Annotated in this window: 25 protein-coding genes and 1 tRNA gene; 8 read left to right on the top strand and 18 right to left on the bottom strand. The window is 73.7% G+C overall.

All coding sequences use genetic code 11. The annotated features are described in order from the left end of the window. The coding region (locus tag ACP7CD_RS17955; protein ID WP_426120810.1) for a biotin carboxylase N-terminal domain-containing protein at positions 1-119 on the bottom strand (119 nt) is incomplete at its 3' end. 347 nt (positions 120-466) lie between these two features. Between ACP7CD_RS17955 and ACP7CD_RS17960 the strand changes: the two genes are divergently transcribed. Continuing rightward, positions 467-1255, top strand: coding sequence for a ParA family protein (locus ACP7CD_RS17960; protein WP_017833709.1), 789 nt, complete (start codon positions 467-469; stop codon positions 1253-1255). Between the two features lie 10 nt (positions 1256-1265). Here the strand turns inward: ACP7CD_RS17960 and ACP7CD_RS17965 are convergent, their stop codons facing one another. The 6 genes from ACP7CD_RS17965 to ACP7CD_RS17990 form a co-directional block, all read right to left on the bottom strand. Next, positions 1266-1850 carry a MerR family transcriptional regulator gene (locus ACP7CD_RS17965; RefSeq protein ID WP_017833710.1) on the bottom strand — a complete coding sequence of 195 codons (585 nt, stop codon included), beginning with the start codon at positions 1848-1850 and terminating at the stop codon, positions 1266-1268. Positions 1851-2024: 174 nt separating this feature from the next. Then, entirely contained in the window at positions 2025-2549 is a 525-nt protein-coding gene (locus ACP7CD_RS17970; protein WP_017833711.1) for a bifunctional nuclease family protein, read from the bottom strand. Position 2550: 1 nt separating this feature from the next. Then, a complete protein-coding gene (locus ACP7CD_RS17975) occupies positions 2551-3297 on the bottom strand; it encodes a MerR family transcriptional regulator (protein ID WP_017833712.1) in 747 nt (248 codons plus the stop codon). 9 nt (positions 3298-3306) lie between these two features. Beyond that, on the bottom strand, positions 3307-3762 hold the full coding sequence (locus tag ACP7CD_RS17980) for an FHA domain-containing protein (RefSeq protein WP_017833713.1): 456 nt from the start codon (positions 3760-3762) through the stop codon (positions 3307-3309). 189 nt (positions 3763-3951) lie between these two features. Beyond that, the gene (gcvH, locus tag ACP7CD_RS17985) at positions 3952-4338 is read right to left on the bottom strand and encodes a glycine cleavage system protein GcvH (RefSeq protein ID WP_017833714.1); all 387 of its coding nucleotides are present in this window, start codon (positions 4336-4338) and stop codon (positions 3952-3954) included. A 94-nt stretch (positions 4339-4432) separates the two neighbouring features. After that, on the bottom strand, positions 4433-5431 hold the full coding sequence (locus ACP7CD_RS17990; RefSeq protein WP_426120802.1) for an adenosine deaminase: 999 nt from the start codon (positions 5429-5431) through the stop codon (positions 4433-4435). A gap of 189 nt (positions 5432-5620) precedes the next feature. Between ACP7CD_RS17990 and ACP7CD_RS17995 the strand changes: the two genes are divergently transcribed. Then, positions 5621-6541, top strand: coding sequence for a PfkB family carbohydrate kinase (locus tag ACP7CD_RS17995; RefSeq protein ID WP_426120803.1), 921 nt, complete (start codon positions 5621-5623; stop codon positions 6539-6541). An 84-nt stretch (positions 6542-6625) separates the two neighbouring features. Here ACP7CD_RS17995 and ACP7CD_RS18000 read toward each other — a convergent pair. The 9 genes from ACP7CD_RS18000 to ACP7CD_RS18040 form a co-directional block, all read right to left on the bottom strand. Beyond that, positions 6626-6699, bottom strand: a tRNA-Pro gene (locus tag ACP7CD_RS18000). A 79-nt stretch (positions 6700-6778) separates the two neighbouring features. Continuing rightward, positions 6779-8338, bottom strand: coding sequence for a ribosome biogenesis GTPase Der (gene der / locus ACP7CD_RS18005; protein WP_017833717.1), 1560 nt, complete (start codon positions 8336-8338; stop codon positions 6779-6781). A gap of 73 nt (positions 8339-8411) precedes the next feature. Further along, positions 8412-9149, bottom strand: coding sequence for a (d)CMP kinase (gene cmk / locus ACP7CD_RS18010; protein ID WP_241975562.1), 738 nt, complete (start codon positions 9147-9149; stop codon positions 8412-8414). Further along, complete coding sequence (locus ACP7CD_RS18015) at positions 9146-10270, bottom strand: prephenate dehydrogenase (RefSeq protein ID WP_017833719.1); 1125 nt, start codon at positions 10268-10270, stop codon at positions 9146-9148. The genes cmk and ACP7CD_RS18015 overlap by 4 nt, the downstream gene beginning before the upstream one ends. 9 nt (positions 10271-10279) lie before the next feature. After that, positions 10280-11371: a pseudouridine synthase gene (locus ACP7CD_RS18020; RefSeq protein WP_035924067.1), complete on the bottom strand. Its 1092-nt coding sequence runs from the start codon at positions 11369-11371 to the stop codon at positions 10280-10282. Between the two features lie 9 nt (positions 11372-11380). After that, on the bottom strand, positions 11381-11995 hold the full coding sequence (gene scpB, locus ACP7CD_RS18025; protein WP_017833721.1) for an SMC-Scp complex subunit ScpB: 615 nt from the start codon (positions 11993-11995) through the stop codon (positions 11381-11383). Next, positions 11992-12876 (bottom strand): segregation and condensation protein A, encoded by an 885-nt coding sequence (locus tag ACP7CD_RS18030; protein ID WP_095651625.1) that lies wholly within the window; start codon positions 12874-12876, stop codon positions 11992-11994. Before ACP7CD_RS18030 ends, scpB begins: the two co-directional genes overlap by 4 nt. Next, complete coding sequence (locus ACP7CD_RS18035) at positions 12876-13769, bottom strand: ParA family protein (RefSeq protein WP_017833723.1); 894 nt, start codon at positions 13767-13769, stop codon at positions 12876-12878. Before ACP7CD_RS18035 ends, ACP7CD_RS18030 begins: the two co-directional genes overlap by 1 nt. 248 nt (positions 13770-14017) lie before the next feature. Next, complete coding sequence (locus ACP7CD_RS18040; protein WP_115162558.1) at positions 14018-15457, bottom strand: cation:dicarboxylate symporter family transporter; 1440 nt, start codon at positions 15455-15457, stop codon at positions 14018-14020. A 170-nt stretch (positions 15458-15627) separates the two neighbouring features. On the opposite strand from ACP7CD_RS18040, the gene ACP7CD_RS18045 reads away from it, so the two are divergent. Both ACP7CD_RS18045 and ACP7CD_RS18050 read left to right on the top strand, forming a co-directional pair. Next, a complete protein-coding gene (locus tag ACP7CD_RS18045; RefSeq protein ID WP_115162557.1) occupies positions 15628-17259 on the top strand; it encodes a sensor histidine kinase in 1632 nt (543 codons plus the stop codon). Next, positions 17256-17969 carry a response regulator gene (locus tag ACP7CD_RS18050; RefSeq protein WP_426120804.1) on the top strand — a complete coding sequence of 238 codons (714 nt, stop codon included), beginning with the start codon at positions 17256-17258 and terminating at the stop codon, positions 17967-17969. Before ACP7CD_RS18045 ends, ACP7CD_RS18050 begins: the two co-directional genes overlap by 4 nt. Before the next feature lie 22 nt (positions 17970-17991). On the opposite strand, the gene ACP7CD_RS18055 is transcribed toward ACP7CD_RS18050, so the two are convergent. Further along, the gene (locus ACP7CD_RS18055; RefSeq protein WP_426120805.1) at positions 17992-19947 is read right to left on the bottom strand and encodes an AMP-binding protein; all 1956 of its coding nucleotides are present in this window, start codon (positions 19945-19947) and stop codon (positions 17992-17994) included. A gap of 219 nt (positions 19948-20166) precedes the next feature. Here ACP7CD_RS18055 and ACP7CD_RS18060 point away from each other — a divergent pair, with 219 nt between their 5' ends. Genes ACP7CD_RS18060 through ACP7CD_RS18075 form a run of 4 tightly spaced genes read left to right on the top strand, consistent with a single transcriptional unit; the run spans position 20167 to position 24515 of the window. After that, on the top strand, positions 20167-20844 hold the full coding sequence (locus tag ACP7CD_RS18060) for a GntR family transcriptional regulator (protein WP_017834267.1): 678 nt from the start codon (positions 20167-20169) through the stop codon (positions 20842-20844). Positions 20845-20902: 58 nt separating this feature from the next. Then, on the top strand, positions 20903-22423 hold the full coding sequence (locus ACP7CD_RS18065) for an MmgE/PrpD family protein (protein ID WP_426120806.1): 1521 nt from the start codon (positions 20903-20905) through the stop codon (positions 22421-22423). Between the two features lie 3 nt (positions 22424-22426). Beyond that, positions 22427-23335: a methylisocitrate lyase gene (gene prpB / locus ACP7CD_RS18070; protein ID WP_017834269.1), complete on the top strand. Its 909-nt coding sequence runs from the start codon at positions 22427-22429 to the stop codon at positions 23333-23335. A gap of 37 nt (positions 23336-23372) precedes the next feature. Next, complete coding sequence (locus ACP7CD_RS18075; RefSeq protein ID WP_109223012.1) at positions 23373-24515, top strand: bifunctional 2-methylcitrate synthase/citrate synthase; 1143 nt, start codon at positions 23373-23375, stop codon at positions 24513-24515. A gap of 110 nt (positions 24516-24625) precedes the next feature. Here ACP7CD_RS18075 and ACP7CD_RS18080 read toward each other — a convergent pair whose 3' ends face one another. Next, complete coding sequence (locus ACP7CD_RS18080; RefSeq protein ID WP_426120807.1) at positions 24626-25834, bottom strand: D-alanyl-D-alanine carboxypeptidase family protein; 1209 nt, start codon at positions 25832-25834, stop codon at positions 24626-24628. Position 25835 lies beyond the last annotated feature (1 nt).

Here is a 25835-nt window from a genome sequence, read left to right on the forward strand (position 1 = left end):
ATCGAGTTGCGGTCCTCGTACGGGAACACCGCCACCGTCTTGGCGCCCAGCTCGTAGGCGGCACGGAAAGCACGGATCGCGATCTCGCCGCGATTGGCCACCAGGATCTTGGAGAACATCAACACCCGTTCCGCACCCGGGGCCGTTCGGCGGACACCCGGGCACTGATTCGTCGAAGGTCGGACAACGTCGCGCACACGGTCAGCATGGCCGTCCGCGGGCGGTCCTGACCAGTGAACCACGCCACCCCGGGGCACACTGTGACTGCTGTCACAGAGCGACGTCGTGGTCAGCGTACACGGCGGCGGCGCGGGGGCGGGGCGGCCGCGGGCGGCTCCGCGCCGGAGCGGGGCGGAGCGCGCCCGCCCGGCTACGATGGGCGCAGCCGTCTCCTCGCCGCGGCCCCCGATCCCGGACCCGAGGAGCCGCTCCTCCCGTTTCCCCGCGAGCGAAGGGTGTCCCCTCCGTGCAGATCGTCAGCGTCAGCAGCCTCAAGGGCGGTGTCGGCAAGTCCTCCGTGACCCTGGGGATCGCCTCGGCGGCTCTGCAGGCGGGAGTGCCCACGCTGGTGGTGGACCTCGACCCGCACGCCGACGCCACGACCGGGCTGGGCGTGCACCCGGAGCGCGGTCACGACATCGGAGAGGTGCTGCGCAGGCCGCGCCGGGGAGCGCTCGAGCGCGTGGTCGTGGCCTCGGCCTGGGCGGTGCGGGCCGGCCTGGACAGCAGGGCCCTCGACGTCGCCCCGGGCTCGGCCCGCTCGTCCCACCTCGACCGCTCCGAGTACCGGGAGAAGGACCTCGGTCGGCTGGAGCGCGCGCTCTCCGGCGCCCAGGGGTACGACCTGGTGCTGGTCGACTGCCCGCCCACCCTGAGCGCGCTGACCCGCACGGCGTGGGCCGCCAGCGACAAGGTGCTCTCGGTGGCGGAGCCCTCGCTGTTCTCGGTGGCGGGCACCAAGCGCACGATGACGGCGATCGCCCAGTTCGAGCAGAGCCGCACGTGGGCCGTGCCGGCTGCCGGGGTGGTGGTCAACAAGGTCCAGCACTCGTCGGTGGAGCACCGGCACCGCCTGGACGAGCTGCAGGAGCTGTTCGGCCCCCTGCTGGTCAGCCCGGTGATCCCGGACCTGCCCGTCTGGCAGCAGGCGCAGGGCGCGGCCTGGCCGATCCACCGCTGGCCGGGAGCGGAGGCCCAGGACATCTCCGGGCGGTACACGGCGATCCTGCAGGGTCTGCTCGACGGCTCGTCCTGAGCCGCCCGGCTCAGCCCGCGCTCTGCCGGCGGGCCCGGCGCTCGGAGAGCTCGTCCCCGGGCAGCGGCTCCTGGGCGGGGGCGCGGTCCGCTCCGGTGTGCTCCCCGGGGAGCGCCGCGAGGGTCCCCTCGACCTCGCGCCACACCCGGCCCACGGCGATCCCGAAGACGCCCTGTCCGCCCTGCACCAGGTCGATGACCTCGTGGGGGGACGTGCACGCGTAGACGCTGGCGCCGTCGCTCATCATGGTGAGCCGGGCCAGGTCCTCCACGCCCTGGGCGCGCAGCGCCCCCACGGCGGTGCGGATCTGCTGCAGGGAGACGCCGGTGTCCAGGAGCCGCTTGACGATCTTCAGGACGAGGATGTCGCGGAAGCTGTAGAGCCGCTGCGTGCCGGACCCGGAGGCGCCGCGCACGGTGGGCTCCACGAGACCGGTCCGCGCCCAGTAGTCGAGCTGCCGGTAGGTGATGCCCGCGGCCTTGCAGGCGGTGGGGCCGCGGTAGCCGACGGACTCGTCCCGGATCACGGAGTCGTCGAAGAGGACGCCCTGGGTGCCGTGCGCCGGAGGGCCGCCGGGCTGCTCGCGTTCGCTCACGCCGCCTCCTCGCTCGTGGACCCGGTGCTCGCGGCGCCGGGAGTGGATGGTCTCACAGAGACGTCCGGATCCCCCCGGGAACACCTCGAGTACACCTTATGACGGTAGACCTCCCCGGGGACGGGGTCAAAGACATCAGGGGCCGGGACCCCGTGTCGGGCGGATGGGGACGGCTCAGAAGTCCTCGGGGTCGACGTTGTCGAGGAAGTCGCGGAACTGCTCGACCTGCGTCTCCGGGGGCAGCTGCGGCTCCCCCTCCCCCGCGCGGGGGGACGGCTCCCGCAGCTCCCCGTCCCCGCTCATCACGAGACCGGCTTCGTCGAGGACGGTCTCGGTGCACAGGATGGGGCAGTCGGTGCGGGCGGCCAGGGCGATCGCGTCCGAGGCGCGGGAGTCGACAACCGTGCCGTCCGAGAACTCGAGCGCGGCGTGGAAGACCCCCTCCTCCACCGTGTGGATCCGCACCCGGGTGAGCGTGCGCCCGAACGCGGTGGCCACCGACAGCACGAGGTCGTGCGTCAGGGGCCGGGGCGGCTCGATCCCCTGCACGGCGAAGACGATGGACGTTGCCTCGTTCGTTCCGATCCAGATCGGCAGGTGCCGTCCGCCCTCGACCTCGCGGAGGACGACGACGGGCTGCGCCGACGGCACGTCCATGCGGACGCCCGCGATCTCCATCAGGACCTGGTGCACGGCCACGTCAGCCCTCCACCGCGGCGCGCTCCTGGAGCGCGGCGATCTCCGAGCGCACGAGCGAGGTGTGGATGGTGAGGCACAGGCCCGAGATCTCCTGGGCGCGCTCGACCGCGCGGGCCCTCGAGGCGGCGTCCCGGCGGGAGGTGAGGGGCGCGACGGCGCGCTCCACGAGGCCCAGCTCCCGGTCCGCGGCGGCCTTGAAGGGGCGCAGGTGGCGCGGTTCCAGGCCGTGGGCCGTCAGCGCGAGGGCCGCCCGGGTGATGGCGAGGGCGTGGTCGTCGAAGGCGCCGTTCTGCTCCCGGATCAGCCCGTAGCTCACGAGCTCGCGGACGAGCGGGATGCCGGCGCCCGTGCGGGCGGCGAGCTCCCGCAGGTTGTAGGTGCGCGGCGCGCTGACGACCGGCAGGGGGGCGGTGACCGGGTCGGCGGGCTCCGCGGTGCGCCGGGCGTCGTCGGCGCGGGCGTCCTCGTCGGCGTCCAGCCGCTCCCGGATCACCTTCAGCGGGAGGTAGCGGTCGCGCTGGAGCTCCAGGATCCGGCGCAGCCGGTCCACGTCCGCGCGCGAGAACTTGCGGTAGCCGGACGCGGTGCGCGCCGGGTGGACCAGGCCCTTGTCCTCCAGGAAGCGCAGCTTCGAGGCGGTGATGCCGGGGTGGTCCTCGCCGAGCTCCTTGAGCACGGCGCTGATGCCCACCCGGGCCTCGTGCTGGACGTCGTCCCGGTGGGGATCGGTCTCCGCGGGGTCGGTCATGGCTCCCTTCTACTGGTCCGACTGCGAGCGCAGCGAACGGTAGAACGTGAACCGGAACTTCCCGATCTGGACCTCGTCGCCGTTGTCCAGCTGCGCGCTGTCCACGCGGTCGCCGTTGACGTAGGTGCCGTTCAGGGATCCGGAGTCGATGATCTCGAAGGAGTCGCCGCGCCGGACGAACCGCGCGTGCCGGCGCGAGACGGTGACGTCGTCCAGGAAGATCTCGGAGGACGGGTGGCGGCCGGCGGGGACCTCGTCCCGGTCCAGCAGGAAGCGTGACCCGGAGCCGCCGCTGTCGTGGGCCACGAGCAGGGCGCTGCGCGGCGGGAGCGCGGAGACCGCCGAGCTCTCCTCGGGGGAGAGCTTGTGCGAAGCCGCGTGCGAGAGGACCTCGGCCACGATCTGGATCGACGTGGTCTCCGGCTCCCCCTGGGGTGCGTTCGAGCCGTTCTGGGTTCTGGACATCTCTTCCCTCGACTGGTGACGTGTTGGTGGACGGGTCCTGTGGGACCCCTGCCCCGCGACCTCCTGTCCCGGCGGTCCCCGGGCGACCGGCCGGAGCCACCCGGTTGCTTGTCAGTGTACCGGGTGGTGGAGACACGGAGGGGCGGCCGGGACACGTCCCGGCTCGCGCGTGGTCGGGTCCTGCGCGGGTCAGTCGAGCTGGGCGGCGTACCCCTCGGCGTCGAGCAGCCCGGAGCGGTAGTCCTCGCCGGAGGGGCGGACCGCGAACAGCCAGCCCTCCGCGTAGGGGGCGGAGTTCACGGTCCCGGGCTCGGCCTCGAGCGCCTCGTTGACCGCGGTGACCTCGCCGGAGACGGGGGCGAAGATGTCGCTCACGGACTTGGTGGACTCGATCTCGCCCACGGCGGCGCCCGCCTCGACGCTCTCCCCCACCTCGGGCAGCTGGACGAACACGACGTCGCCCAGTTCGCCCTGCGCGTGGTCGGTGATCCCGATGCGCACCGCGCCGTCGGCGTCGGGGCCCGCGATCCACTCGTGCTCGGCCGTGTAGGACAGGTCGGCGGGGATGTTGCTCATGGGGTGGCTCCTGGTCCGGCGGGTGCGGTCGGCTCGATTATGGCACAGACGTCCCCGTGGCCCGGGGGCGCGGGACCTCGCGGGTGTCGGCCGCTCAGCGGCCCTCCCACGCGGTGATCTCGGCGTGGATCGCCCGCTTGCGCTCCGTCCCCGCGAAGGACGCGTCCACCGAGTTGCGGGCCAGTGCGACGGCCTGCTCGTCGGTCAGTCCCAGCGCGTCGCGCAGGTCCTGGAAGACGTCCCCCACGTAGCCGCCGAAGTAGGCCGGGTCGTCGGAGTTGACCGTGACCAGCAGCCCGCGTTCGAGCATGTCCAGGACCGGGTGGTCGGCGAGCGTGTCGACCACGCGCAGCCGCACGTTGGACAGCGGGCACACGGTGAGCGGGACCCGCTCCGCGACGAGGCGGTCCACGAGCGCCGGGTCGCTCAGGCACTGGATGCCGTGGTCCACCCGCTCCACGCGGAGCACGTCGAGGGCCTCCCGGACGTACTCGGGACCCGCCTCCTCCCCCGCGTGGGCGACGACGTGCAGTCCGGCCGCCCGCGCCCGCGCGTAGACCTCCTCGAAGAGGGCCGGGGGATGGCCGACCTCGGCCGAGTCGAGGCCGATCCCGTCGATGCGCGGCAGCTGGTCCCCGAGGGAGTCGAAGAGCTCGACGGCCTCCGCGGCGGGCCGGTCCCGCAGGAAGCACAGCAGCAGCGTGCTGGTGAGGCCGTGCTCGGCCCGGGCGGCGTCGAGGGCGGCGCGGATGCCGTCGACCACCGTCCCGAGCGGCACGCCGCGGGCGGTGTGCGCCTGCGGGTCGAAGAAGACGTCGACGTGCCGCAGGCCCTGCGCCGCCGCGCGCTCGAGGTAGGCCCGGGTCAGCGCCTCGAAGTCGGAGGCGTCGCGCAGCACCGCCATCGTGGCGTAGTAGAGCGCGAGGAACGAGGACAGGTCCTCGAAGTCGTACTGCCGCCGCAGCTCCTCGACGGAGCCGTAGGGCATCTCCACCCCGTTCTTGGCGGCGAGCGCGAACGCGAGCTCGGGCTCGAGGGTGCCCTCGATGTGCAGGTGCAGCTCCGCCTTGGGCAGGGTGTGCAGGTCGTTCAACTCCGGCGCTCCTTCGCGGTCGGCCCCGGGGACCGGAGCACTCGACGTCCCGTGCAGTGTATGCGCCGCGGTCGGCGGCGGGGCTCCGCCCCCGCTGCCGGGTCGCCCCGCACCGCCCGACCGCCGTCGGCTCCGCGGCCGGAGTGCTCTAGGCTCGCGAGCGGAGCCGCTCGGAGGAAGGAGTGCCGGATGTCCGGTGTCGTGGTGGTCGGACAGGTGGGACGGGATCTCGTGCTGACCGTGGCGGAGCTGCCGGCGGAGGGCGGTTCCGCCGACGTGCTCGAGCGGCAGGAGCTGCTCGGCGGCAAGGGCGCGAACCAGGCCGTGGCGTGCCGCCAGCTCGGCGCCGAGGTCGCCCTGGTGGGGGTCGTGGGCACCGACTCCGCCGGCACGGAGGTGCTCGCCCAGGCCGCGGCCGAAGGGATCGACGTCGGCGCCGTGGTGCGCCGCGCCGGCGCCCCGACCGCGCTGCTCGTCGACCTCGTGGGGCCGCGCGGGGTCCGCCGCCTGCTGGAGGACGTGGACGCCGGGATGCTGCTGGACGCCGGGGACGTGCGCGCGAGCCGGGACCTGCTGCGCTCGGCGGACGCCGTGCTGGTGCAGCTGCAGCAGCCGGGGGCGGCCGTGACGGAGGCCCTCGAGGCGGCCGCGGCGGGGGGCGCGATCGTGGTGGCCGACGGCGCCCCGGCGGACGGGGCGGTGCGCCGGCGGGTGCTGGGCACCGCGGACGTGGTGCGCGCGGACACCGCCGAGACGGAGGCACTGGTGGGCTGGGCGCCGCAGGACGTGCCGGGGACGGTGCGGGCCGCGGAGTCGCTGCTCGCGGAGGGCCCGCGCGTCGTCGCCCTGGCCACCGGCGAGGGCGACGTGGTCGCCTGGCCGGGCGGGCACGTGCTCCTGCCCCACCTGGGCGAGGATCCCGTGGACCCCACCGGGGCGGGCGACTCGTTCGTGGCCGCGCTCACCGTCGCGCTGCTGCGCGGGGAGAGCCCCGAGTCCGCCGCCTGGTGGGCCGCGGCGGCGGCGGCCGAGGTGGTCGGCAGCGCCGGCGGCCGGCCGGACCTCGACCTGGACCGGCTGCGGGAGTCGGCTTCCCGGGCCCGCCGGTAGGCAGCACGGGTGCCGGAGGCGCCGTCCCCGGGAACGAGAGAAGGCCGGTGGTCCGCGTTCCCGCGGTCCACCGGCCTCGAATCGTCGGGCTGACAGGATTTGAACCTGCGACCCCTTGACCCCCAGTCAAGTGCGCTACCAAGCTGCGCCACAGCCCGAAGTGCTCAGTACGTTCCCGCCCCGAGCACTCGCATCACATTACAGCAAGCTCCGGCGGAATTCATCTCGGCGGGCGCCTCAGCGCTTCCGGTTCCGCTTCTCCCGCACGCGCATGGACACCTCGATGGGGGTGCCCTCGAAACCGAAGGTCTCGCGGAGGCGGCGGGTGATGAACCGCCGGTACCCGGGGTCGAGGAAACCGGTGGTGAACAGCACGAAGCGCGGCGGCCGGGAGGAGGCCTGGGTGCCGAAGAGGATGCGCGGCTGCTTGCCGCCGCGCACGGGGTGCGGGTGGGCGGCCACGATCTCGCCGAGGAACGCGTTGAGCCGCCCGGTGGGGACGCGGGTGTCCCACGAGGCCAGGGCGGTCTCCAGGGCGGGGACCAGCCGGTCCTTGTGCCAGCCGGTCTTCGCCGAGACGTTCACCCGCGGCGCCCAGGCCACGTGCGCGAGGTCGCGGTCGATCTCCCGCTCCAGGTAGTAGCGGCGGTCCTCGTCCATGAGGTCCCACTTGTTGAAGGCGAGCACGAGGGCGCGCCCGGAGTCCACGGCCAGCTGCAGGATGCGGACGTCCTGCTCGGAGAGCACCTCGTCCGCGGCCAGCAGCACCACGGCCACCTCGGCGCGCTCGAGGGCGGCCTGGGTGCGCAGGGACGCGTAGAAGTCCGCGCCCTGGGCCATGTGCACGCGGCGGCGGATGCCCGCGGTGTCGATGAAGCGCCAGGGCTTGCCGCCCAGCTCGATGAGCTCGTCCACGGGGTCGCGGGTGGTCCCGGCCAGGGGATCCACGACGACGCGCTCGGAGCCGGCCAGCTTGTTGAGCAGCGAGGACTTGCCCACGTTCGGGCGCCCGATGAGCGCCACGCGGCGGGGCCCGCCGGTCAGCTCGGTCTCGGCCACGGCGGAGAACTCCGGCAGCAGGTCCGTGACCGCGTCGAGGACGTCGGCGGCGCCGCGCCCGTGCAGGGCGGACACCGGGTGCGGCTCCCCCATGCCGAGGGACCACAGGTAGGTGGCCTCGACCTCGAGCTGCGGGGAGTCCACCTTGTTGGCGACCAGGATCACCGGCTTCCGGACCTTGCGCAGCATCTTCACGATGGCCTCGTCCGCGGCGGTGACGCCCACGGTGGCGTCGAGCACGAGCAGCACGGCGTCGGCGAACTCCACGGCCATCTCGGCCTGCTCGGCGACGCGGGCGTTGATGCCCTTGGCGTCGTACTCCCACCCGCCGGTGTCCACGAGGGTGAAGTTGCGCCCGTTCCAGGTGGCCCGGTAGGAGACGCGGTCCCGGGTCACGCCCGGGGTGTCCTCCACGACGGCCTCGCGCCGGCCGAGGATGCGGTTGACGAGGGTCGACTTGCCGACGTTGGGGCGGCCCACGATGGCGAGCACCGGGGCGGGCCGGCGCACGGGGGCCTGGTCCCCGTCCTCCGCCCACTCGGCGAGCAGCGCGGCGTCCTCCTCGTCGAGCTCGTAGTCCTCGAGCCCGGCCCGCAGCGCCTGCGCGCGCTGCTCGGCCTCGTCGTCGTCGATGGCCGCGAGCCGCTGGGCGACGTCGTCCGTGGTGCCGCCGAGGATCTCGGCCTCGTAGGGGTCGTGGGCGGTGTCGTGCGCGGAGTTCTCGGGGTTGCCGGTCATGGCTGTCCTTCGCTGGGCCGGGTGCGGCCGGTCGGGGTGCGGAAAAATGTCGGGGGAGGCGGTGCGGAGCGGTTCAGGCGGAGCGGCCCGCGGCCCGGACGACCACGTCGATGACGGCCTGGACGGTCTGCTCCACGGTGAGCTCGGAGGAGTCGATCGTCACGACGCCGTCGGCGGCCTCGGTGAAGTTCACGACCGTCGCGTCCTTGGCGTCCCGGCCCACGACCCGGGCCCGCAGCTGCTCGGCGTCCTCGACGCCGCCGTTCTGCAGGCCGCGCCGGGCCATCCGGGCCCGTTCGTCGGCGGTGAGCAGGATCCGGGCGTCGGCGTCGGGGGCCACCACGGTGGTGGTGTCCCGGCCCTCGGCCACGATGCGCCGGCCGCTGTCCGCGATGAGCTCCTGCTGGCGGGCCACCAGCACCGCCCGCGCGGCCTGGTTGGTGGCCACGGCGCTGACCGCCTCGGTCACCCGGGCGCCGCGGATCTCGACGCCCACGTCGGTCCCGCCCACGAACACCAGCTCCCGGTCGGGGTCGGTGCCCTGGGCGAGCGGGAAGGAGCGGGCGGCCTCGACCACGGCGCCGCCGTCGGAGAGGTCCACCCCGCGGTCGAGGCACCACCACGTCAGCGCGCGGTACATCGCGCCCGTGTCCAGGTAGGCGAGGCCGAAGCGGCGGGCGACCTCCTTGGACACGCTGGACTTGCCGGAGCCGGAGGGCCCGTCGATGGCGACGACCAGCTGCCGGCCGGCGGCGGCCGGCGTCCCGGTGCCGGGTGCTGCGCTGCGGGCGGTGTTCGTTCCGGTGTTCACTGCACGACCTTCCATCCGCGCTCCTGGAGCGCCTCGACGAGTTCCTTGCGGCGGTTGGGCAGCACGGAGACCTCGACGAGGCCCACGGGCTGGCCCGGGGAGTGCTCGAGGCGCAGGTCCTCGAGGTTGACGCCGATCTCCCCGATCTCGGTGAGCAGCCGGGCGATCTGCCCGGGGACGTCCCCGACGAGCACGGTGAGGGTCGCGAACGCGCGGGGCGCGCCGCCGTGCTTGCCCGGGATCCGGGCCCGGCCGGCGTTGCCCTCCGACATCAGCTGGGCGATGTCCAGCCGGGCGCCCGGGGCCCGCGGGGCCTCGAGCGTGGCGATGAGCCGGTCGAGGTCCTCGCGCACCCCGTGCAGGGACGCCACCACGGGAGCGGCGTTCGCGGAGAGGATCTGCACCCACAGGCCGGGGTCGGAGGCGGCGATGCGGGTGGTGTCCCGCAGCCCCTGGCCCGCGAGGGACAGGTGGTGCAGCGGGGTGTCCTGCAGCCGGGAGGCCAGCAGGGAGGACATCACCTGCGGCAGGTGGGAGATCAGCGCCACGGTCGCGTCGTGCTCGCGGGCGTCCATGAACGTGACCGTCGCCCCGAGGTCCACGGCCAGGTTCTTCGCCGCGGCCAGCGCCGCGGGCGCGGAGCGGCCGGAGTCGCACACGACCCAGGGCATGGACGTGAACAGCTCGCCGCGGGCGGCCACGGGGCCGGACTTCTCCCGCCCGGCCATGGGGTGGGTGCCCACGTAGCGGGTGAGGTCCCCGCCCCGGGCGCGCACGTCCTCCAGCACGGACTCCTTCACGGAGGCGATGTCGAGGACGACCGCCTCCGGGTGGCGTCCCAGCGCCTCGACCACGGTCTCGGCGGTGACGTCGGGCGGGGTGGCGACGACGACGAGGGCCGGCTCCGGCACCCGGTCCTGCCCCGCCGCGCGGCAGGAGCGGCCGGCGCCGATGTCCTGGGCCACGGCCTCGGCGGTGGGCGAGGAGTCCTGCAGCCAGACGTCCACGCCGAGGTGGCGCAGGCCCAGGCCGATGCTGGCGCCGAGCAGGCCGGCGCCGACCACGAGCACGGGCCCGGCGGTCGCCGCGGGGGTCGGCGGTGCGGTGGGGGTCTGCGTCACGGGCGCTCCCTACATGCCCACCGAGGCGAGGAGGTGCCCGACCTCGGTCTTCGACAGGCGGCGGATGGTGCCCTGGCGCTGGTCCCCGATCCGGATGGGGCCGACCTCGGTGCGCACGAGCTTCTCGACGGGGTGGCCCACGGCGTCGAAGAGCCGGCGCACGATGCGGTTGCGCCCGGAGTGCAGGACGACCTCGACCAGCAGGTGGCCGGGGGTGGAGTCCACGAGCCGGAAGGAGTCGACGGAGGCGATGCCGTCCTCGAGCTCGATGCCGGCCTTCATGGCCGCGCCGACGCCCTTCTCCATGGGCCCGCGGACCTGCACGAGGTAGGTCTTGGGGACCTCGTAGGAGGGGTGGGTGAGCCGGTTGGTCAGCTCGCCGTCGTTGGTCAGCAGCAGGAGGCCCTCGGTCTCGACGTCGAGGCGGCCCACGTGGAAGACGCGCTCGTTCTTCTGCTGGTTGAGGTAGTCGGCCACGCACGGCCGGCCCTCGGGGTCCTCCATGGTGGAGAGCACCCCCTCGGGCTTGTTGAAGGCGTAGTAGACGAGGTTCTCGTCGAGCTGCACGCGGACGCCGTCGACGTGGATCTCGACGGTGTCCGGGTCCACGCGGATGCCGAGCTCGGTGATGGTCTCCCCGTTGACCTGCACGCGGCCGGCCTCGATCATCTCCTCGCACACGCGCCGCGAGGCCACGCCGGCCTGGGCCATGAGCTTCTGCAGGCGCACCCCGTCCGGGTCGTGCTGGTCGAGCCGGTCCACGGGCGGGTTCTTGGGGCGGCGCTTCCGGTGCGGCGGGCGGTACGGGGTGGCGGGCATCCGCCGGGAGCTCTTCTCGGAGGACGCGAACGGGCGGGGCCCGCGGTCCTGACCGGTGCCCGTCGAGGACCCGCCCTTGGCTGCGCCACCCTTGCCGGCGCCCCCCTTGGCTGCGCCACTCTTGGCTGCGCCACCCTTGGCGGGGCCGCGGCCAGGAGCGCCCTTCCCGCCCTGGAACGACGTGCCGCCCTGGCCGGTGCGGGGCTTCTGGCCGCCCTGGGAGCCGGGGGCGCGGCGGCCGCCGGGCCCGGGGCGGCCGGATGATGAACGTGAAGTGGCCATGGTGGTGTCTCAGTCCTCGTAGTGGTCGATCTGGTCGATGCCCGGCAGATGAGGGGCGATGTCGGGGAGCTCGTCGAGCGAGCCGATGCCCATCTTCTCCAGGAAGAACGTGGTGGTGCCGTAGAGCACGGCGCCGGACTCGCCGTCCCGCTCGAGCTCGCGGATCAGGCCTCGCTGCACGAGCGTGCGGACGACGCCGTCGACGTTGACCCCGCGGATCGCGGAGATGCGTCCCCGGCTCACGGGCTGGCGGTAGGCCACGACGGCCAGGGTCTCCAGGGCCGCCTGCGACAGCCGGGCGGTCTGTCCCTCCGCGACGAACGCGGAGACGACGGGGGCGAACTCGCTGCGCGAGTGGATCCGCCAGCCGGCACCGGTGCTGCGCAGCTCGAACCCGCGCGGCGCCAACGTCCCATCATACCCCGGATCGGCGGCGACGCCGTCGTACTCCGCGCGGAGCCGGTCGAGGACCCGCTGCACGGTGGCGACCGGGACCACGAGGGCGGCGGCGATCTCGTACTCGCTGACGGGCTCGTCGGCCACCATCAGGATCGCCTCGACGGCGGCCCGCACCCCGCCGGGCAGCGCCTCGAGGTCCGGCCCGCCCTCGGCCGCGGGGCTCACGCCGGGGCCCCCGAGGCGGCCGGGACCCCGTCCGGGGCCGCGACGACGGCAGCCGGGCCCGCGGCGTCCTCGGACAGACGGTCGGCGGTCCACCCGGTGCCCGCCCCGGTCCAGCGGACCGTCAGCTCCCCCAGCGGCTGCTCCTGGGCGAGCTCGAGCACCGCGTCCCGGTACATCTCGAGCAGCGCCAGGAACCGCACGACCACCGCGAGGGTGGACCCGGCGTCCGCGACGAGCACCCGGAAGGAGCGCGGGGCTCCGTCCTCGAGCAGCCCGGCGAGGATCTCCGCCTCGTCCCGGACCGTCACGGCGGCCCCGTGCAGGTGGTCCACCCCGACCTCCGCGGGCGCCCCGGGGCGGGGCACGAAGACGGAGCGGGCGATCGCGGCGAACTGCTCCGGGGTGGTCCGCCAGTCGAGCTCGGGCAGCACGGCCGCCACCTCCGGGTCCAGCGGCACCGACCGGGGCAGGCGGGTGGACTCGGCCCGCATCCGCTCGTCGAGCAGCACGGCCACCTCCTTGAACGCCTTGTACTGCAGCAGCCGGGCGAAGAGCAGGTCCCGCGCCTCCAGCAGGGCCACGTCCTCCTCGTCCTCGACCTCCCCGCGCGGCAGCAGCCGAGCGGCCTTGAGGTCCAGGAGCGTCGCGGCGACCACGAGGAACTCGCTGGCCTCGTCGAGGGCGCGGGGCGAGCCGATCTCGTGCAGGGCGCGCACGTACTGGAGGAACTCGTCCGTGACGGTGGCCAGCGCGATCCGGGTGATGTCCAGCTCGTGCTTGGCGATCAGGGAGAGCAGCACCTCGAAGGGCCCCGCGAAGTCCTCCAGCTGCACCGCGAAGCCGCCGGGACCCTCGGGGACCGGCGGCTCCTCGGGGTGCATCAGGGTGCGCCGCCGCGCGAGATGAGCTCCCGCGCCAGCTGACGGTAGGACTCGGCGCCCTGGTGGGCCGTGGCGAAGGAGAGGATGGGCTCGGCGGCCACCGTGGCGTCCGGGAACTTCACGGTGCGCTTGATGACGGTGTCGAAGACCTTGTCGCCGAAGGCGTCCACGATCCGGGCCATGACCTCGCGGGAGTGCAGGGTCCGGGAGTCGAACATCGTGGCGAGCACCCCGTCGATCTGCAGGCGGGGGTTGAGCCGGTCCTGGACCTTCTCGATGGAGTCCACGAGCAGCGCCACGGCGCGCAGGGCGAAGAACTCCGCGATGAGCGGGATGACCACCCCGTGCGCGGCGGTCAGCGCGTTGACCGTCAGCAGCCCCAGCGAGGGCTGGCAGTCGATGATGATGACGTCGTAGTGCTCCTCGAGCTTGCGCAGGGCACTGGCCAGCACCTGCTCGCGGGCCACCTCGGTGACGAGCTGCACCTCCGCCGCGGAGAGGTCGATGTTCGCGGGGAGCAGGTCGACGCCCTCGACGTCGGTCTCCTGGACCACGTCCCAGACGTCCACGGAGCGGTCCATCATGACGTTGTAGACCGTCAGCTCCAGCTCGTGCGGGTTGGCGCCGAGGCCGGCGGAGAGGGCGCCCTGCGGATCGAAGTCGACGAGCAGGACCTTGCGCCCCAGCTCGGCGAGCGCCGCGCCGAGGTTGATGGTCGAGGTGGTCTTCCCGACCCCGCCCTTCTGGTTGACCATCGCGATGATCCGGGCGGGCCCGTGGGTGGAGAGCTCGGGCGGCTCGGGGAAGTCGCGGGCGGGACGGCCGGTCAGGCCGACGGTTCCCGTCCCGGCCTCGCCCGTGCCGGGGTTCCTCTCGTCGCTCTGCTGGCTCACTCGTGGCACCGCTCTTTCGTTCGTGGTCGCGCTCGGGCGGACCGGCCCCGGGCACGGGGCGGCCCGGGCCGGACGGGCCGACCTGGGGTTTTCCTGGACTCGATCAGCTACCAGGGTACCGCCGCCGCCGGGCGGCCCCGAATTCCCGGGCACGGTGGAGCCGGCGGACGACGACGGCCCGCGCCCGCCGCGCCCCCTCCGGGGCGCGGCGGGCGCGGGCCGGACACGGGTCCCGGTGCGGGGACGGGTCAGCGCGCTCCGGCGCCGGCCGCGGCCTCGAGCTTCTCCGCGACGGAGTCCTCCACCCGGGCCCCGGGAGCGGGCTCGGCGGCGGGCCGGTCCTCGGCGGTGCCGTGCGAGTGGGCGGCCATGGTGGACTCGTCGAACCGGTCCTGGCCGGAGAGCACGCGCTCCACCTGGACGAGGTCGATCTCGCGGGTCCACTTGCCGATCAGCAGGGTGGCCACGGCGTTGCCGGTGAAGTTGGTCAGGGCGCGGGCCTCGGACATGAAGCGGTCGATGCCGACGATGATGCCGACCCCGTCGACCAGGTCGGGGCGGTGGGACTGCAGGCCGCCCGCCAGGGTGGCCAGGCCGGCGCCGGTGACCCCGGCGGCGCCCTTCGAGGCGATGATCATGAACACCAGGAGGGAGATCTGCTCGCCGATGGCCAGCGGGCTGCCCATCGCGGAGGCGACGAACAGGGCGGCCATGGTCAGGTAGATGGCGGTGCCGTCCAGGTTGAAGGAGTATCCGGTCGGGACCGTGACGCCGACCACGGGCTTGGAGACGCCCACGTGCTCCATCTTGGCGATGAGCCGGGGCAGGGCCGCCTCGGAGGAGGAGGTCGAGAAGATCAGCAGGTACTCGCGGCCCAGGTACTTCATGAGCCGGAAGATGTTGATCCCCGTGACCGCCTTCAGGAGCCCGCCCAGGACCACCACGATGAACAGGACGCAGGTGAGGTAGAAGGCGATCATCAAGGTGGCCATCGAGACGATGGCCTGGACGCCGGTCTCGCCGACCACACCGGCGATCGCGCCGAACGCCCCGATGGGGGCGACCCACATGACCATGATCAGGATCCGGAAGACCAGGGCCTGGACGTAGCCGACGGCCTTGAGCACGGGCTTGCCGGCCGGGCCCATCTGCTGCAGCGCGAAGCCCACGATGAGCGCCACGAACAGGGTCTGCAGGATGTTGCCCTCGGTCAGGGAGGACAGCAGGGACGTGGGGATGATGCCGAGCAGGAACCCGATGGTCCCGCCCTCCCCGTCGCCGTGGCCCGCGTCCGTGACCTCGTACTCCGAGCCCTGGATGTTCAGGCCCTCGCCCGGGTGGATGAGGTTGCCCACCACCAGGCCGATGCCCAGTGCCATGGTGGACATCGCCATGAAGTAGGCCAGGGCCAGGCCGCCGACCTTGCCGACGGTCGCCGCCTTGGCGATGGAGCCGACGCCCAGGACGATCGTGCAGAAGATGATGGGGGCGATCATCATCTTGATCAGGGCGATGAACGCGGTGCCGACCGGCTTGAGCGTCTGGGCGAACTCGGGGGCCAGGAGGCCCAGGACGGCGCCGGCGACGACGGCGACGATCACGAAGACGTACAGGTAGTGCGTCCTGTCCTTCTTCTGCTTCTGGGCGGGCGGCTGCGGGTCGACGGGGTCCGTGGCGACGGTGGCCATGCTTGTCCTCCGGTTCGGGTGGGTAGCGCGGTGGGGTGGAGCGCGGGACCCGGGATCGGGCCGATGTGACGAGTCTCACCGCGGCCCGGCGCCCTGTCGTGTTGTGGTCATAATGGTCGTGACGCCCACCACAACAGAGGGAGGGACGACCGGGAGATCAAGGAGCGGACATGTCCCTGGCCCGGCGCTTCTTCCTGATGCAGCTCGCCGTCGTCGCGCTGGTGACCCTCGCCGTCTCCCTGGTCCTGTTCGCCCACGAGCGCGGCGCGGTCGTGGAGCGCGCCGAGGCGGTGACCCGGGTCCTCGCCACGGCCCTCGCGGACGACCCGTACGTGCTCGAGGCGGTGGGCGGGCCGGACCCGCACGCCGTGCTGCAGCCGCTCACGGACCGGCTGCTCGCGGACACGGACCTCGACTTCGTCACGATCATGGCCCCGGACGGCACCCGCTGGACGCACCCCCTGCCCTCCTCGGTCGGCGAGGCCTACCGCGGGGACCGCTCGCACGCGCTCGCCGGGCAGACCTGGACCAGCACGGAGCACGGCAACCTCGGCCCCTCCGTGCGCACGATCACCCCGGTCCGGGACGGGGACGGCACGGTCGTGGCGCTCGTGGCCACCGGTGTCCTCCTCGAGGCCGTCTCGCAGCAGGCGCTCGCCCAGCTGCCGGCGGTGCTCCTCGTCGGGCTGCTGCTGCTGGCCGCGTCGGCGACGGTCGCGGCCCTCGGCTCCCGGTACCTGGGCCGGGTCACCCACGGCTGGGGGCCGGAGGAGCTCGCCCAGGTGCACGCGCTGCACGACGCCGTGCTCAACGAGGCCACGGAGGGCCTCCTGCTCGTGGACACGACCGGCGCGGTGCAGGTGCTCAACGCCCGGGCCCGGGAGCTGCTCGGGGTCCGGGCGCCGGCGGCCCCGGGACCGGCCCGGCACGAACCCCTCCCCGTCACGGACCTGGACCTGCCGGACGCGCTGGCGGTCCTCCTGCGCGCCGGCGCGCCCGTGCAGGAGCAGTGGTTCGTGGTCGGGGAGCGCACCCTCATCGTCTCGGCCCTCCCGGCCCGCGGAGCGCTCGCGGGGCGCGGCACGATCGTGATCCTGCGGGACCACACCGAGATCTCGCGGCTCTCGGGACAGCTGCGCGCCACCGCGACGCTGGCCGGGGCGCTGCGGGCCCAGACCCACGAGCACGCCAACCGCATGCACACGGTCGTCTCCCTGCTGGAGCTCGGCCGGGACGAGGAGGCCCTCGGCTTCGCCTCGGCGGACATGGTGCGCACCCGGGTGCTGTCCGACGACCTCCTCGCCCACCTCGACGACCCGTTCCTCGCGGCCCTGCTGGTCGGCAAGACCGCCGCGGCCCACGAGCGCGGCGTGGAGCTGGAGGTCGTCGTCGACCCGGACGCGCCCCGGATCCCCGTCTCCCCCGCCGACCTCGTGACCCTCGTCGGCAACCTCGTCGACAACGCCGTCGAGGCCGCCGCGGCCAACGCCGACCGGGTCCGCCCGGTCGTCGAGGTCGAGATCGCCCGGGCGCCCGACGCCGCGGACCCTGCCCGGGACGCGGTCGTGATCACCGTCGCCGACACCGGGATGGGGGTCCCCGACGACCTCGCCCGGGAGGTGTTCGAGCTCGGCGTCACCACGAAGCCGGCCGGCCCGGAGGGCCGCGGCGTGGGCCTGCACCTGGTGCGGGAGGTCGTCGAGCGGTGGGGCGCGCGGATCGAGCACCGCAACGACGGCGGGGCCGTGTTCACGGTGACCGTCCCGGTGGCCCGCGACGCCGCGGCGGGGCGGGCCCCGTGAGCGCGCCGGTCCGCGTCCTGGTCGTCGACGACGAGCCGCTCACCGCCGCCGCCCACGCCCAGTACGTCGAGCGCCCACCGGGCTTCGAGGCGGCCGCCACCGCCGTGTCCGGGCGGACGGCCGTGCAGGCCGTGCAGGCCGCCCGGCGGGCGGGGCGACCCGTGGACCTGGTGCTGCTGGACGTGAACCTGCCGGACATGTCCGGTCTCGACGTGGCACGGACCCTGCGCGCCCGCGGCGAGACGGTGGACCTGCTGGTGATCACGGCGCACCGGGACGTGGCGACCGTCCGGGCCGCGAGCACCCTGGGCGTGGTCGGCTACCTCATCAAGCCCTTCACCTACGCCGTGTTCGAGGAGAAGCTCGACGCCTACCGGCGCTACCGCTCCGCCCTGGGCGCGGCCGGGACGGTGGGCCAAGCGGAGGTGGACCGCGCGTTCGCGGCCCTGGGCGCGCCCACCCGCCCGGACGCGCCCAAGGGCCTGTCCCCGCAGACCCTCGAGTCCGTCACCGCGCTGATCCGGGGCGGGGAGTGGCTCTCGGCCGGTGAGGTCGCCGAGCGCAGCACGCTGTCCCGGGTCACGGCGCGGCGCTACCTCGAGCACCTGACGGCCCGGGGCCTCGTGCAGCGCCGCCCGCGCCACGGCACCCCCGGGCGGCCCGAGCTCGAGTACGGCTGGGCCGGGCAGGACGTCTCCCCCGGCCGCTGACCCCGTGCCGTGCGCCGGAGCGTCACGAACCGCTCGGCGGGCGCAGCACGCCCTCGAGGGCCTCCAGCACGGAGGCGTCCTCGATCGTCGAGGGCACGGTGTAGTCCTCGCCGTCGGCCATCTGCCGCATGGTCTTGCGCAGGATCTTCCCCGAGCGGGTCTTGGGGAGCCCCTCCACCACGGCCACGTCCTTGAAGTCCGCCACCGCCCCGATCTGCCGGCGCACGAGCGCCACGAGCTCCTCCCGGAGCTGCTCCGGCGGGACGCCGGCACCGGTCTTGAGCACCACGTACCCGGACGGCCGCTGGCCCTTCAGCGGGTCCCCCACCCCGATCACGGCGCACTCGGCCACCGCCGGGTGGGAGGCGAGGACCTGCTCCATGGCCCCGGTGGACAGGCGGTGCCCGGAGACGTTGATGACGTCGTCGGTGCGCCCCATGACGTAGACGTAGCCGTCCTCGTCCACGTGGCCGGAGTCACCCGTGGCGTAGTAGCCGGGGAACGCGCTGAGGTAGGAGTCCACGAACCGCTGGTCGTCGCCCCACAGCGTGGGGAGCGTGCCCGGCGGCAGCGGGAGGCGCAGGGCGATGTTGCCCTCCTCGCCGGTCTCCACCGGCCGGCCCAGCGGGTCCAGGATCTCCACCCGGTAGCCCGGCACCGGCACGGACGGCGAGCCGGCCTTCAGGGGCATCCGCTCGATCCCGAAGGGGTTGGCGCAGATGGCCCACCCCGTCTCCGTCTGCCACCAGTGGTCGACGACCGGGACGCCCAGCACCCGGGCGGCCCAGTGGTACGTCTCCGGGTCGAGCCGCTCCCCCGCCACGAACAGGGCCCGCAGGGAGCCGATGTCGTGCCGGCGCACCAGCTCGCCCTCGGGATCCGCCCGGCGGATGGCCCGCAGGGCCGTGGGCGCCGTGAACAGCACCTTGACGCCGTGGTCCTCGACACGCTGCCAGAACGCCCCGGCGTCCGGGGTGCCCACGGGCTTGCCCTCGTAGAGCACGGTCGTGGCGCCGGCCAGGAGCGGGCCGTAGACGATGTAGGAGTGGCCCACCACCCAGCCGACGTCGGACGCGGTCCACATCACCTCGCCGGGGCCGACGTCGTAGATGTGGCGCATGGACCACGTCAGGGCCACGGCGTGCCCGCCGTTGTCGCGGACCACGCCCTTGGGGGTCCCGGTGGTCCCGGAGGTGTACAGGACGTAGAGCGGGTCGGTGGCCGCGACCGGGACGGGCGCCGCGGGCTCGGCGCCCTCGACGGCCTCCGCCCAGTCGAGCCACTCGACGGCCGGCTGCCCGCCGGCCCCGGCCCGGCCCCGGGCGTCCTCGAGCGTCGTCTCGAACCCCGGGCGCTCGTGCACCAGCACCGTCCCGGGGGCGTGCTCGGCGAGCCGCAGGGCCTCCTCGATGGCCGGGATGTACTCGATCCGCCGCCTCGGCTCCACCCCGCCGGTCGTGGTCACCACCACGACCGGCCGGGAGTCGTCGATGCGGGAGGCGAGCTCCTTCGGGGCGAACCCGCCGAAGACCACCGAGTGCACCGCGCCCAGCCGGGCGCAGGCGAGCATCGCCACGACGGCCTGCGGGATCATCGGGAGGTAGACGAGCACCCGGTCGCCCTTGCCCACCCCCCGGGCGGCGAGCGCCCCGGCGAACAGGGCGACGTCGTCCCGCAGGCGCGCGTAGCTGAACCGCTCCTGAACCCCCAGCACCGCGGAGTCGTAGACGAGCGCGGTGCGCTCGCCGTGACCGGCCTCCACATGTCGGTCGAGGGCGTTGTAGGAGGTGTTGAGCTCGCCGTCGGGGAACCAGCGGTAGAGCGGGGCTGCGGTGTCGTCGAGGGCGGTGGTGGGCTCGCGCACCCAGTCCACGGCGCGGGCGGCGTCGAGCCAGAACCCCTCCGGGTCCTGCACGCTGCGGCGGTAGACCTCCGCGTAGCCCTCGGCCGGCGGCGGTGTTCGGTGGTCGGTGCTCATGGGTCCCTCCCAGGGGTTGCGGTCCTGCCGGACACCCTAGTGGTGCAGGTCACACACGACAAGACCTCTGTATACACAGATGCACGATCGAGCCGATCCGGACCAAATCCCTCGTCATCCGTACCGAACTGTGTATACAATGCTCGTGCATTGTGATGCCTGTCACCCAGAGTCCGCGGCGCACTCCCCGTCGCGGGCGACAAGAGCGAGGAGGGAGCCGTGCGAGCCAGCGACCGCGCCTACGAGGCCCTGCGCGAGGACATCGTCGAATGGCGGCTGCTCCCGGGCCAGGTGCTCGGCGAGGTCGAGCAGTCGGAGCGCTTCGGCATCTCGCGCACGCCGATCCGCGAGGCCCTCAGCCGGCTCACCGCCGACGGTCTCGCGGAGGCGCACCGGGGCCGCGGCGTCGTGGTCTCCCAGGTCTCCCTCGAGGACGTCCGCGCCCTGTTCGAGCTGCGGGAGGCCCTCGACTGCCGGGCGGCCCGGCTGGCCGCCCGGCGCCGCGACCCCGTCGCGTTCCAGGAGCTGGCCGCCGAGCTCGAGGCGGTCGTGGCCCAGCTCCACGGGCCGGGCACGGACCGGGCCGGGTACTACGACCTCGTGGAGCGCATGGACCGGGCCATCGACGAGGCCACGGCCAATCCGTACCTCACCGCGGCCCAGCGCTCCCTGCGCCTGCACCTGGCCCGGGTGCGCAAGCTCTCCCGCACCAACCCCGACCGGCTCGCGCGCGCCGCCGCCGAGCACGCCCAGATCGCCCGCGCCGTCGCGGAGGGCTCCGAGGAGCTCGCCGAGGCGGCGACCCGTGTGCACCTGGCCAACTCGCTGCAGGCCGTCCTGACCACCCCTGTCCGGGAGTGGGTCCAGCCCGCTCCCCCGCTCGAGGCCGCCGGCTGAGCGCGGACACCCCTTCGACCGCCGCCGGCGGTCGTCCGTCCCCACGAGAGGAACTCCCATGACCGTTCTCCATTCCGTGCGCGTCCACCCGTCCAAGGACAACCTGCCCCGCGAGGAGCAGCTGGCCTGGAAGATGGCCGAGGTCGCCGCCGACCCGGTCGAGGTCACCCCCGAGGTGACGGAGATGGTGATCAACCGGGTCCTGGACAACGCCTCGGTCGCGATCGCCTCCCTCAACCGCGGCCCGATCGTCTCCGCCCGGGACCAGGCCCTGGCCCACGCGCCCACCCCGGGCGGCACGGGCTCGGGCCTCTACGGCGTGGACACCGCCACCCGCAAGGTCTCCCCCGAGTGGGCGGCGTGGGCCAACGGCGTGGCCGTGCGCGAGCTCGACTACCACGACACGTTCCTGGCCGCCGAGTACTCCCACCCCGGCGACAACATCCCCCCGATCCTGGCCGTGGCCCAGCACGTGGGGGCCACCGGCCACGACCTGGTCCGCGGCATCGCCACCGGCTACGAGCTGCAGGTGGACCTCGTGAAGGCGATCTGCCTGCACGCCCACAAGATCGACCACGTCGCCCACCTCGGCCCCTCCGCGGCCGCCGGGATCGGCACCCTGCTCGGCCTGCCCGTGGAGACGATCTTCCACGCCATCGGCCAGGGCCTGCACACCACCACCGCCACCCGCCAGTCCCGCAAGGGCGAGATCTCCACCTGGAAGGCCCACGCCCCGGCCTTCGCCGGGAAGATGGCCGTGGAGGCCGTGGACCGCGCGATGCGCGGACAGACCTCCCCCACCCCCATCTACGAGGGCGAGGACGGGGTCATCGCCTGGCTGCTGGACGGCCCGGGTGCGGCCTACGAGGTCCCGCTGCCGGCCCCCGGGGAGGCCAAGGCCGCGATCCTGGACACCTACACCAAGGAGCACTCGGCGGAGTACCAGGCGCAGGCCTGGATCGACCTGGCCCGCAAGCTGCACCGGGAGCACCCCGAGGCAAAGGACCCCGACAACGTGACCTCGGTGGTGATCCGCACCAGCCACCACACCCACTACGTCATCGGCTCCGGGGCCAACGACCCGCAGAAGTACGACCCCACCGCATCGCGGGAGACCCTCGACCACTCGATCCCCTACATCTTCACCGTGGCCCTGCAGGACGGCACCTGGCACCACGTGGACTCCTACGCCCCGGAGCGCGCCGGACGCCCGGACACCGTCGAGCTGTGGCAGAAGGTGACCACCGCCGAGGACCCCGAGTGGACCCGCCGCTACCACTCCCTGGACATCAGCGAGAAGGCCTTCGGCGGGTCGGTGGAGATCACCCTCACCGACGGCACCGTGATCACCGACGAGATCGCCGTGGCCGACGCCCACCCGCTGGGCGCCCGCCCGTTCGCCCGCGAGCAGTACGTCACCAAGCTGCGGACGCTGGCCGCCGGGATCGTCGCCGACGACGAGCTGGACCGGTTCATCGCCGCCGCCGAGAACCTCCCAGCCCTGGGCGCCGGCGAGCTCGACGCCCTCAACGTCACCGCCTCGCATCCCCTGCGCACCGGCACGAAGGGAATCTTCTAAGCCATGCTGTTCTCCACCACCACCCCCGAGGCCAAGCGGATCGCCCTGCGCGAGATGCTGGCCGGCCCCCGCACCGTCCGCTTCCCCGGCGCCTACACCCCGTTGTCCACGAAGCTCATCCAGGAGCAGGGCTTCGACGGCGTCTACATCTCCGGGGCCGTGCTCGCCAACGAGCTCGGCTTCCCCGACATCGGGCTCACCGCCCTGCCCGAGGTGGCCGCCCGGGCCGGGCAGATCGCCCGGGTGACCGATCTGCCGTGCCTCGTGGACGCCGACACCGGCTTCGGCGAGCCCATGAACGTGGCCCGCACCGTCCAGGAGCTCGAGAACGCCGGCCTGGCCGGGTGCCACATCGAGGACCAGTTCAACCCCAAGCGCTGCGGCCACCTGGACGGCAAGAACGTCGTGGACCTGGCCACCGCCGTCAAGCGGATCCGGGCCGCCGCGGAGGCCCGCCGGGACCCGAACTTCCTGATCATGGCCCGCACCGACATCCGCGGCGTCGAGGGCCTGGACGCCGCCACCGACCGGGCGAAGGCCCTGGTGGACGCCGGGGCGGACGCGATCTTCCCCGAGGCCATGGCCGACCTGTCCGAGTTCGAGGCGATGCGGGCCGCGGTGGACGTGCCGATCCTGGCGAACATGACCGAGTTCGGGAAGTCGCAGCTGTTCACCGCCGACCAGCTCCAGGACGCCGGGGTGAACATGATCATCTACCCGGTGACCCTGATGCGCGCCGCCCTGGGCGCCATGGAGCGCGTGCTGGACACCCTCCGCACCGACGGCACCCAGGAGGCGGCCGTGCCGGAGATGCTCACTCGCGCCCGGCTCTACGAACTGGTGGACTACAACGGGTACAACCAGTTCGACTCCGGGGTCTTCGACTTCGAGGTCCCCGGGCTGCACCACTGACCGCACCCACCGCACCGACCACGTGAAGGAGACCACCATGACCGAGACCCAGAGCGAGGTCCACAAGGGACTGGCCGGCGTCGTCGCCGACTACACGGCCATCTCCAAGGTCAACCCGGACACCAACTCCCTGCTCTACCGCGGCTATCCCGTCCAGGAGCTCGCGGCGAACTGCTCCTTCGAGCAGGTCGCCCTGCTGCTGTGGAACGGCGAGCTGCCCACGGACGAGGAGCTGGCGGAGTTCCGGGCCCGGGAGCGGGAGCACCGGGCGCTGACGCCCGAGCTCAAGGCGATCATCGACGCCCTGCCGACCACCTGCCACCCCATGGACGTGTGCCGCACCGCGGCCTCCGTCCTGGGCGCCCAGGACCCGCAGGCCGAGGACTCCTCCCCCGCGGCGAACCTGGCCAAGGCGCAGAAGCTGTTCGCGGCGATGCCCGCCGTCGTCTGCTACGACCAGCGCCGACGCCGCGGCCAGGACGTGGTGGCCCCGCGCGACGACCTCGACTACTCGGCGAACTTCCTGTGGATGGCCTTCGGCGAGGAGGCCGACCCCCAGGTCGTCGAGGCGTTCAACGTGTCGATGATCCTCTACGCCGAGCACTCCTTCAACGCCTCGACGTTCACGGCCCGGGTGGTGACCTCGACCCTGTCGGACCTGCACTCGGCGGTCACGGCCGCCATCGGCGCGCTCAAGGGCCCGCTGCACGGCGGGGCCAACGAGGCCGTCATGGAGACGTTCGTGGAACTGGGCATCCGCAAGGAGGAGACCGAGGCCGAGGCCGAGACCCGCGCCAAGGCCTGGATGGACGAGGCCCTGGCGGCGAAGAAGAAGGTCATGGGCTTCGGCCACCGCGTGTACAAGCACGGTGACTCGCGGGTGCCCACCATGAAGGCGGCCCTGGACACGATGGTCGCCCACTACGGCCGGGGCGAGCTGCTGGGCCTGTACAACGGGCTCGAGCGGTCCATGGACCAGGCGAAGGGCATCAAGCCCAACCTCGACTACCCCGCCGGTCCCACCTACTGGCTCATGGGCTTCGACATCCCCACGTTCACCCCGCTGTTCGTGGCCGCCCGGATCACCGGCTGGACCGCCCACGTCATGGAGCAGGTGGCCGCCAACTCCCTGATCCGCCCGCTGTCCGAGTACAACGGCCCGGACGAGCGGCACCTGTAGCGCGACGGGCAGGGGGCGGGTCCGGGGACCCGCCCCCTGCCCGTCCCCGCCGGTCCGCTCCCGTCCCGCGACGGTCCGGACGGGAGACCTCCGGGCGGGACCCGGCGGGCTCAGTAGGTGGGCGCCGCGGGCAGCCCCATGTAGTGCTCGAGCGTGGGGATGTCCTGGTCGACCATGCCGGAGGCCACGTGCACGCCGACGTAGCGCAGGTGCCACGGCTCGTAGGCGTAGCCGGTGGTCGCGGTCCGGCCGCGGGGATACCGCACGACGAAGCCGTGCTCGTGGGCGTGCTCGCGCGCCCACGCCCCGGCCGGGGTCCCCTCGAAGCAGCTCTGCAGACCGCACTCCCCGCTCGGGTCGCCGATGTCCATGACCAGCCCGGTCTGGTGCTCGCTGTGACCCGGCCTCGCCGAGATCAGGTCCGCCTGCGCCTGCCCGTAGCGCGCCACGTAGTCGCGGTAGAGGCCGGCCTGCGTGGCGTAGGAGCGGTAGCCGCTGACCGCGGTCAGAGGAGCCCCGTCCGCCGCCGCGGCCCGCTGCATCCGCCGGAACGCCGCGGCGGCGTCCGCCCGCAGGAGCTGCCCGCCCACGGACTCGAGGGGGCGCGGCACGTGGTCGGCCGGGTCGAGGGGGCGGCGCTTGTTGACGACGACGTACACCGACGCGGCACGGTCGATCTCCCGGACCACCCGGGTCCCGGCGCCGCGGGCCCAGCTGACGGACCCGCGCTGGAAGGTCTGCCGGCAGCCGCCGCCCGTGCAGGACTCCGCCGAGACCGGATACCCCAGGGCGCCGTGCTCCGCGCCGTGGCGCAGCCAGGCCGCCCGGATGCCGCCGCCGGTGGGATGCGCACCGCTCGGCCGCGACCACACCACGACCCCGCCCTCGAAGGCCTGGTGGCAGCCGGCGTCGCGCAGTCCGCACACCTCACGGCCCACGGGGTAGCCCAGCGGCCCCCGCTCGTGGTCCTGCGCGGCCCACGCGGCACGGATCGCACCCCACGTGGGACGGGCCCCGGTCCGCGGGGACCAGTGGATGGTCCCGCGCTCGAACTTCTGGTAGCAGCCGCCCCGGACGAGCCCGCACCGCTCGGCCCCCAGGGCCCGGCCGAGCCGGCCGTCCGCTCCCCCGAGCCGCTGGTGCTCGGCCTGGATCGCCGTGGCCCCGAACGCCGGGGTGCCGAGGCCGGGGAGGACCAGTCCCGGGAAGGCCAGTCCGAGGGCGAACAGCAGGACGAGCAGCATCCGGCCCGTCCGCCCGGTCCTCCGCGTGCTGGGCTGCGTGGTCTGCCGTGTGCTGTGCCGCGTGGTCTTGCGCATG

It is taken from the genome of Kocuria sp. LHG3120, assembly GCF_049897445.1.
Lineage (GTDB): Bacteria > Actinomycetota > Actinomycetes > Actinomycetales > Micrococcaceae > Kocuria > Kocuria rosea.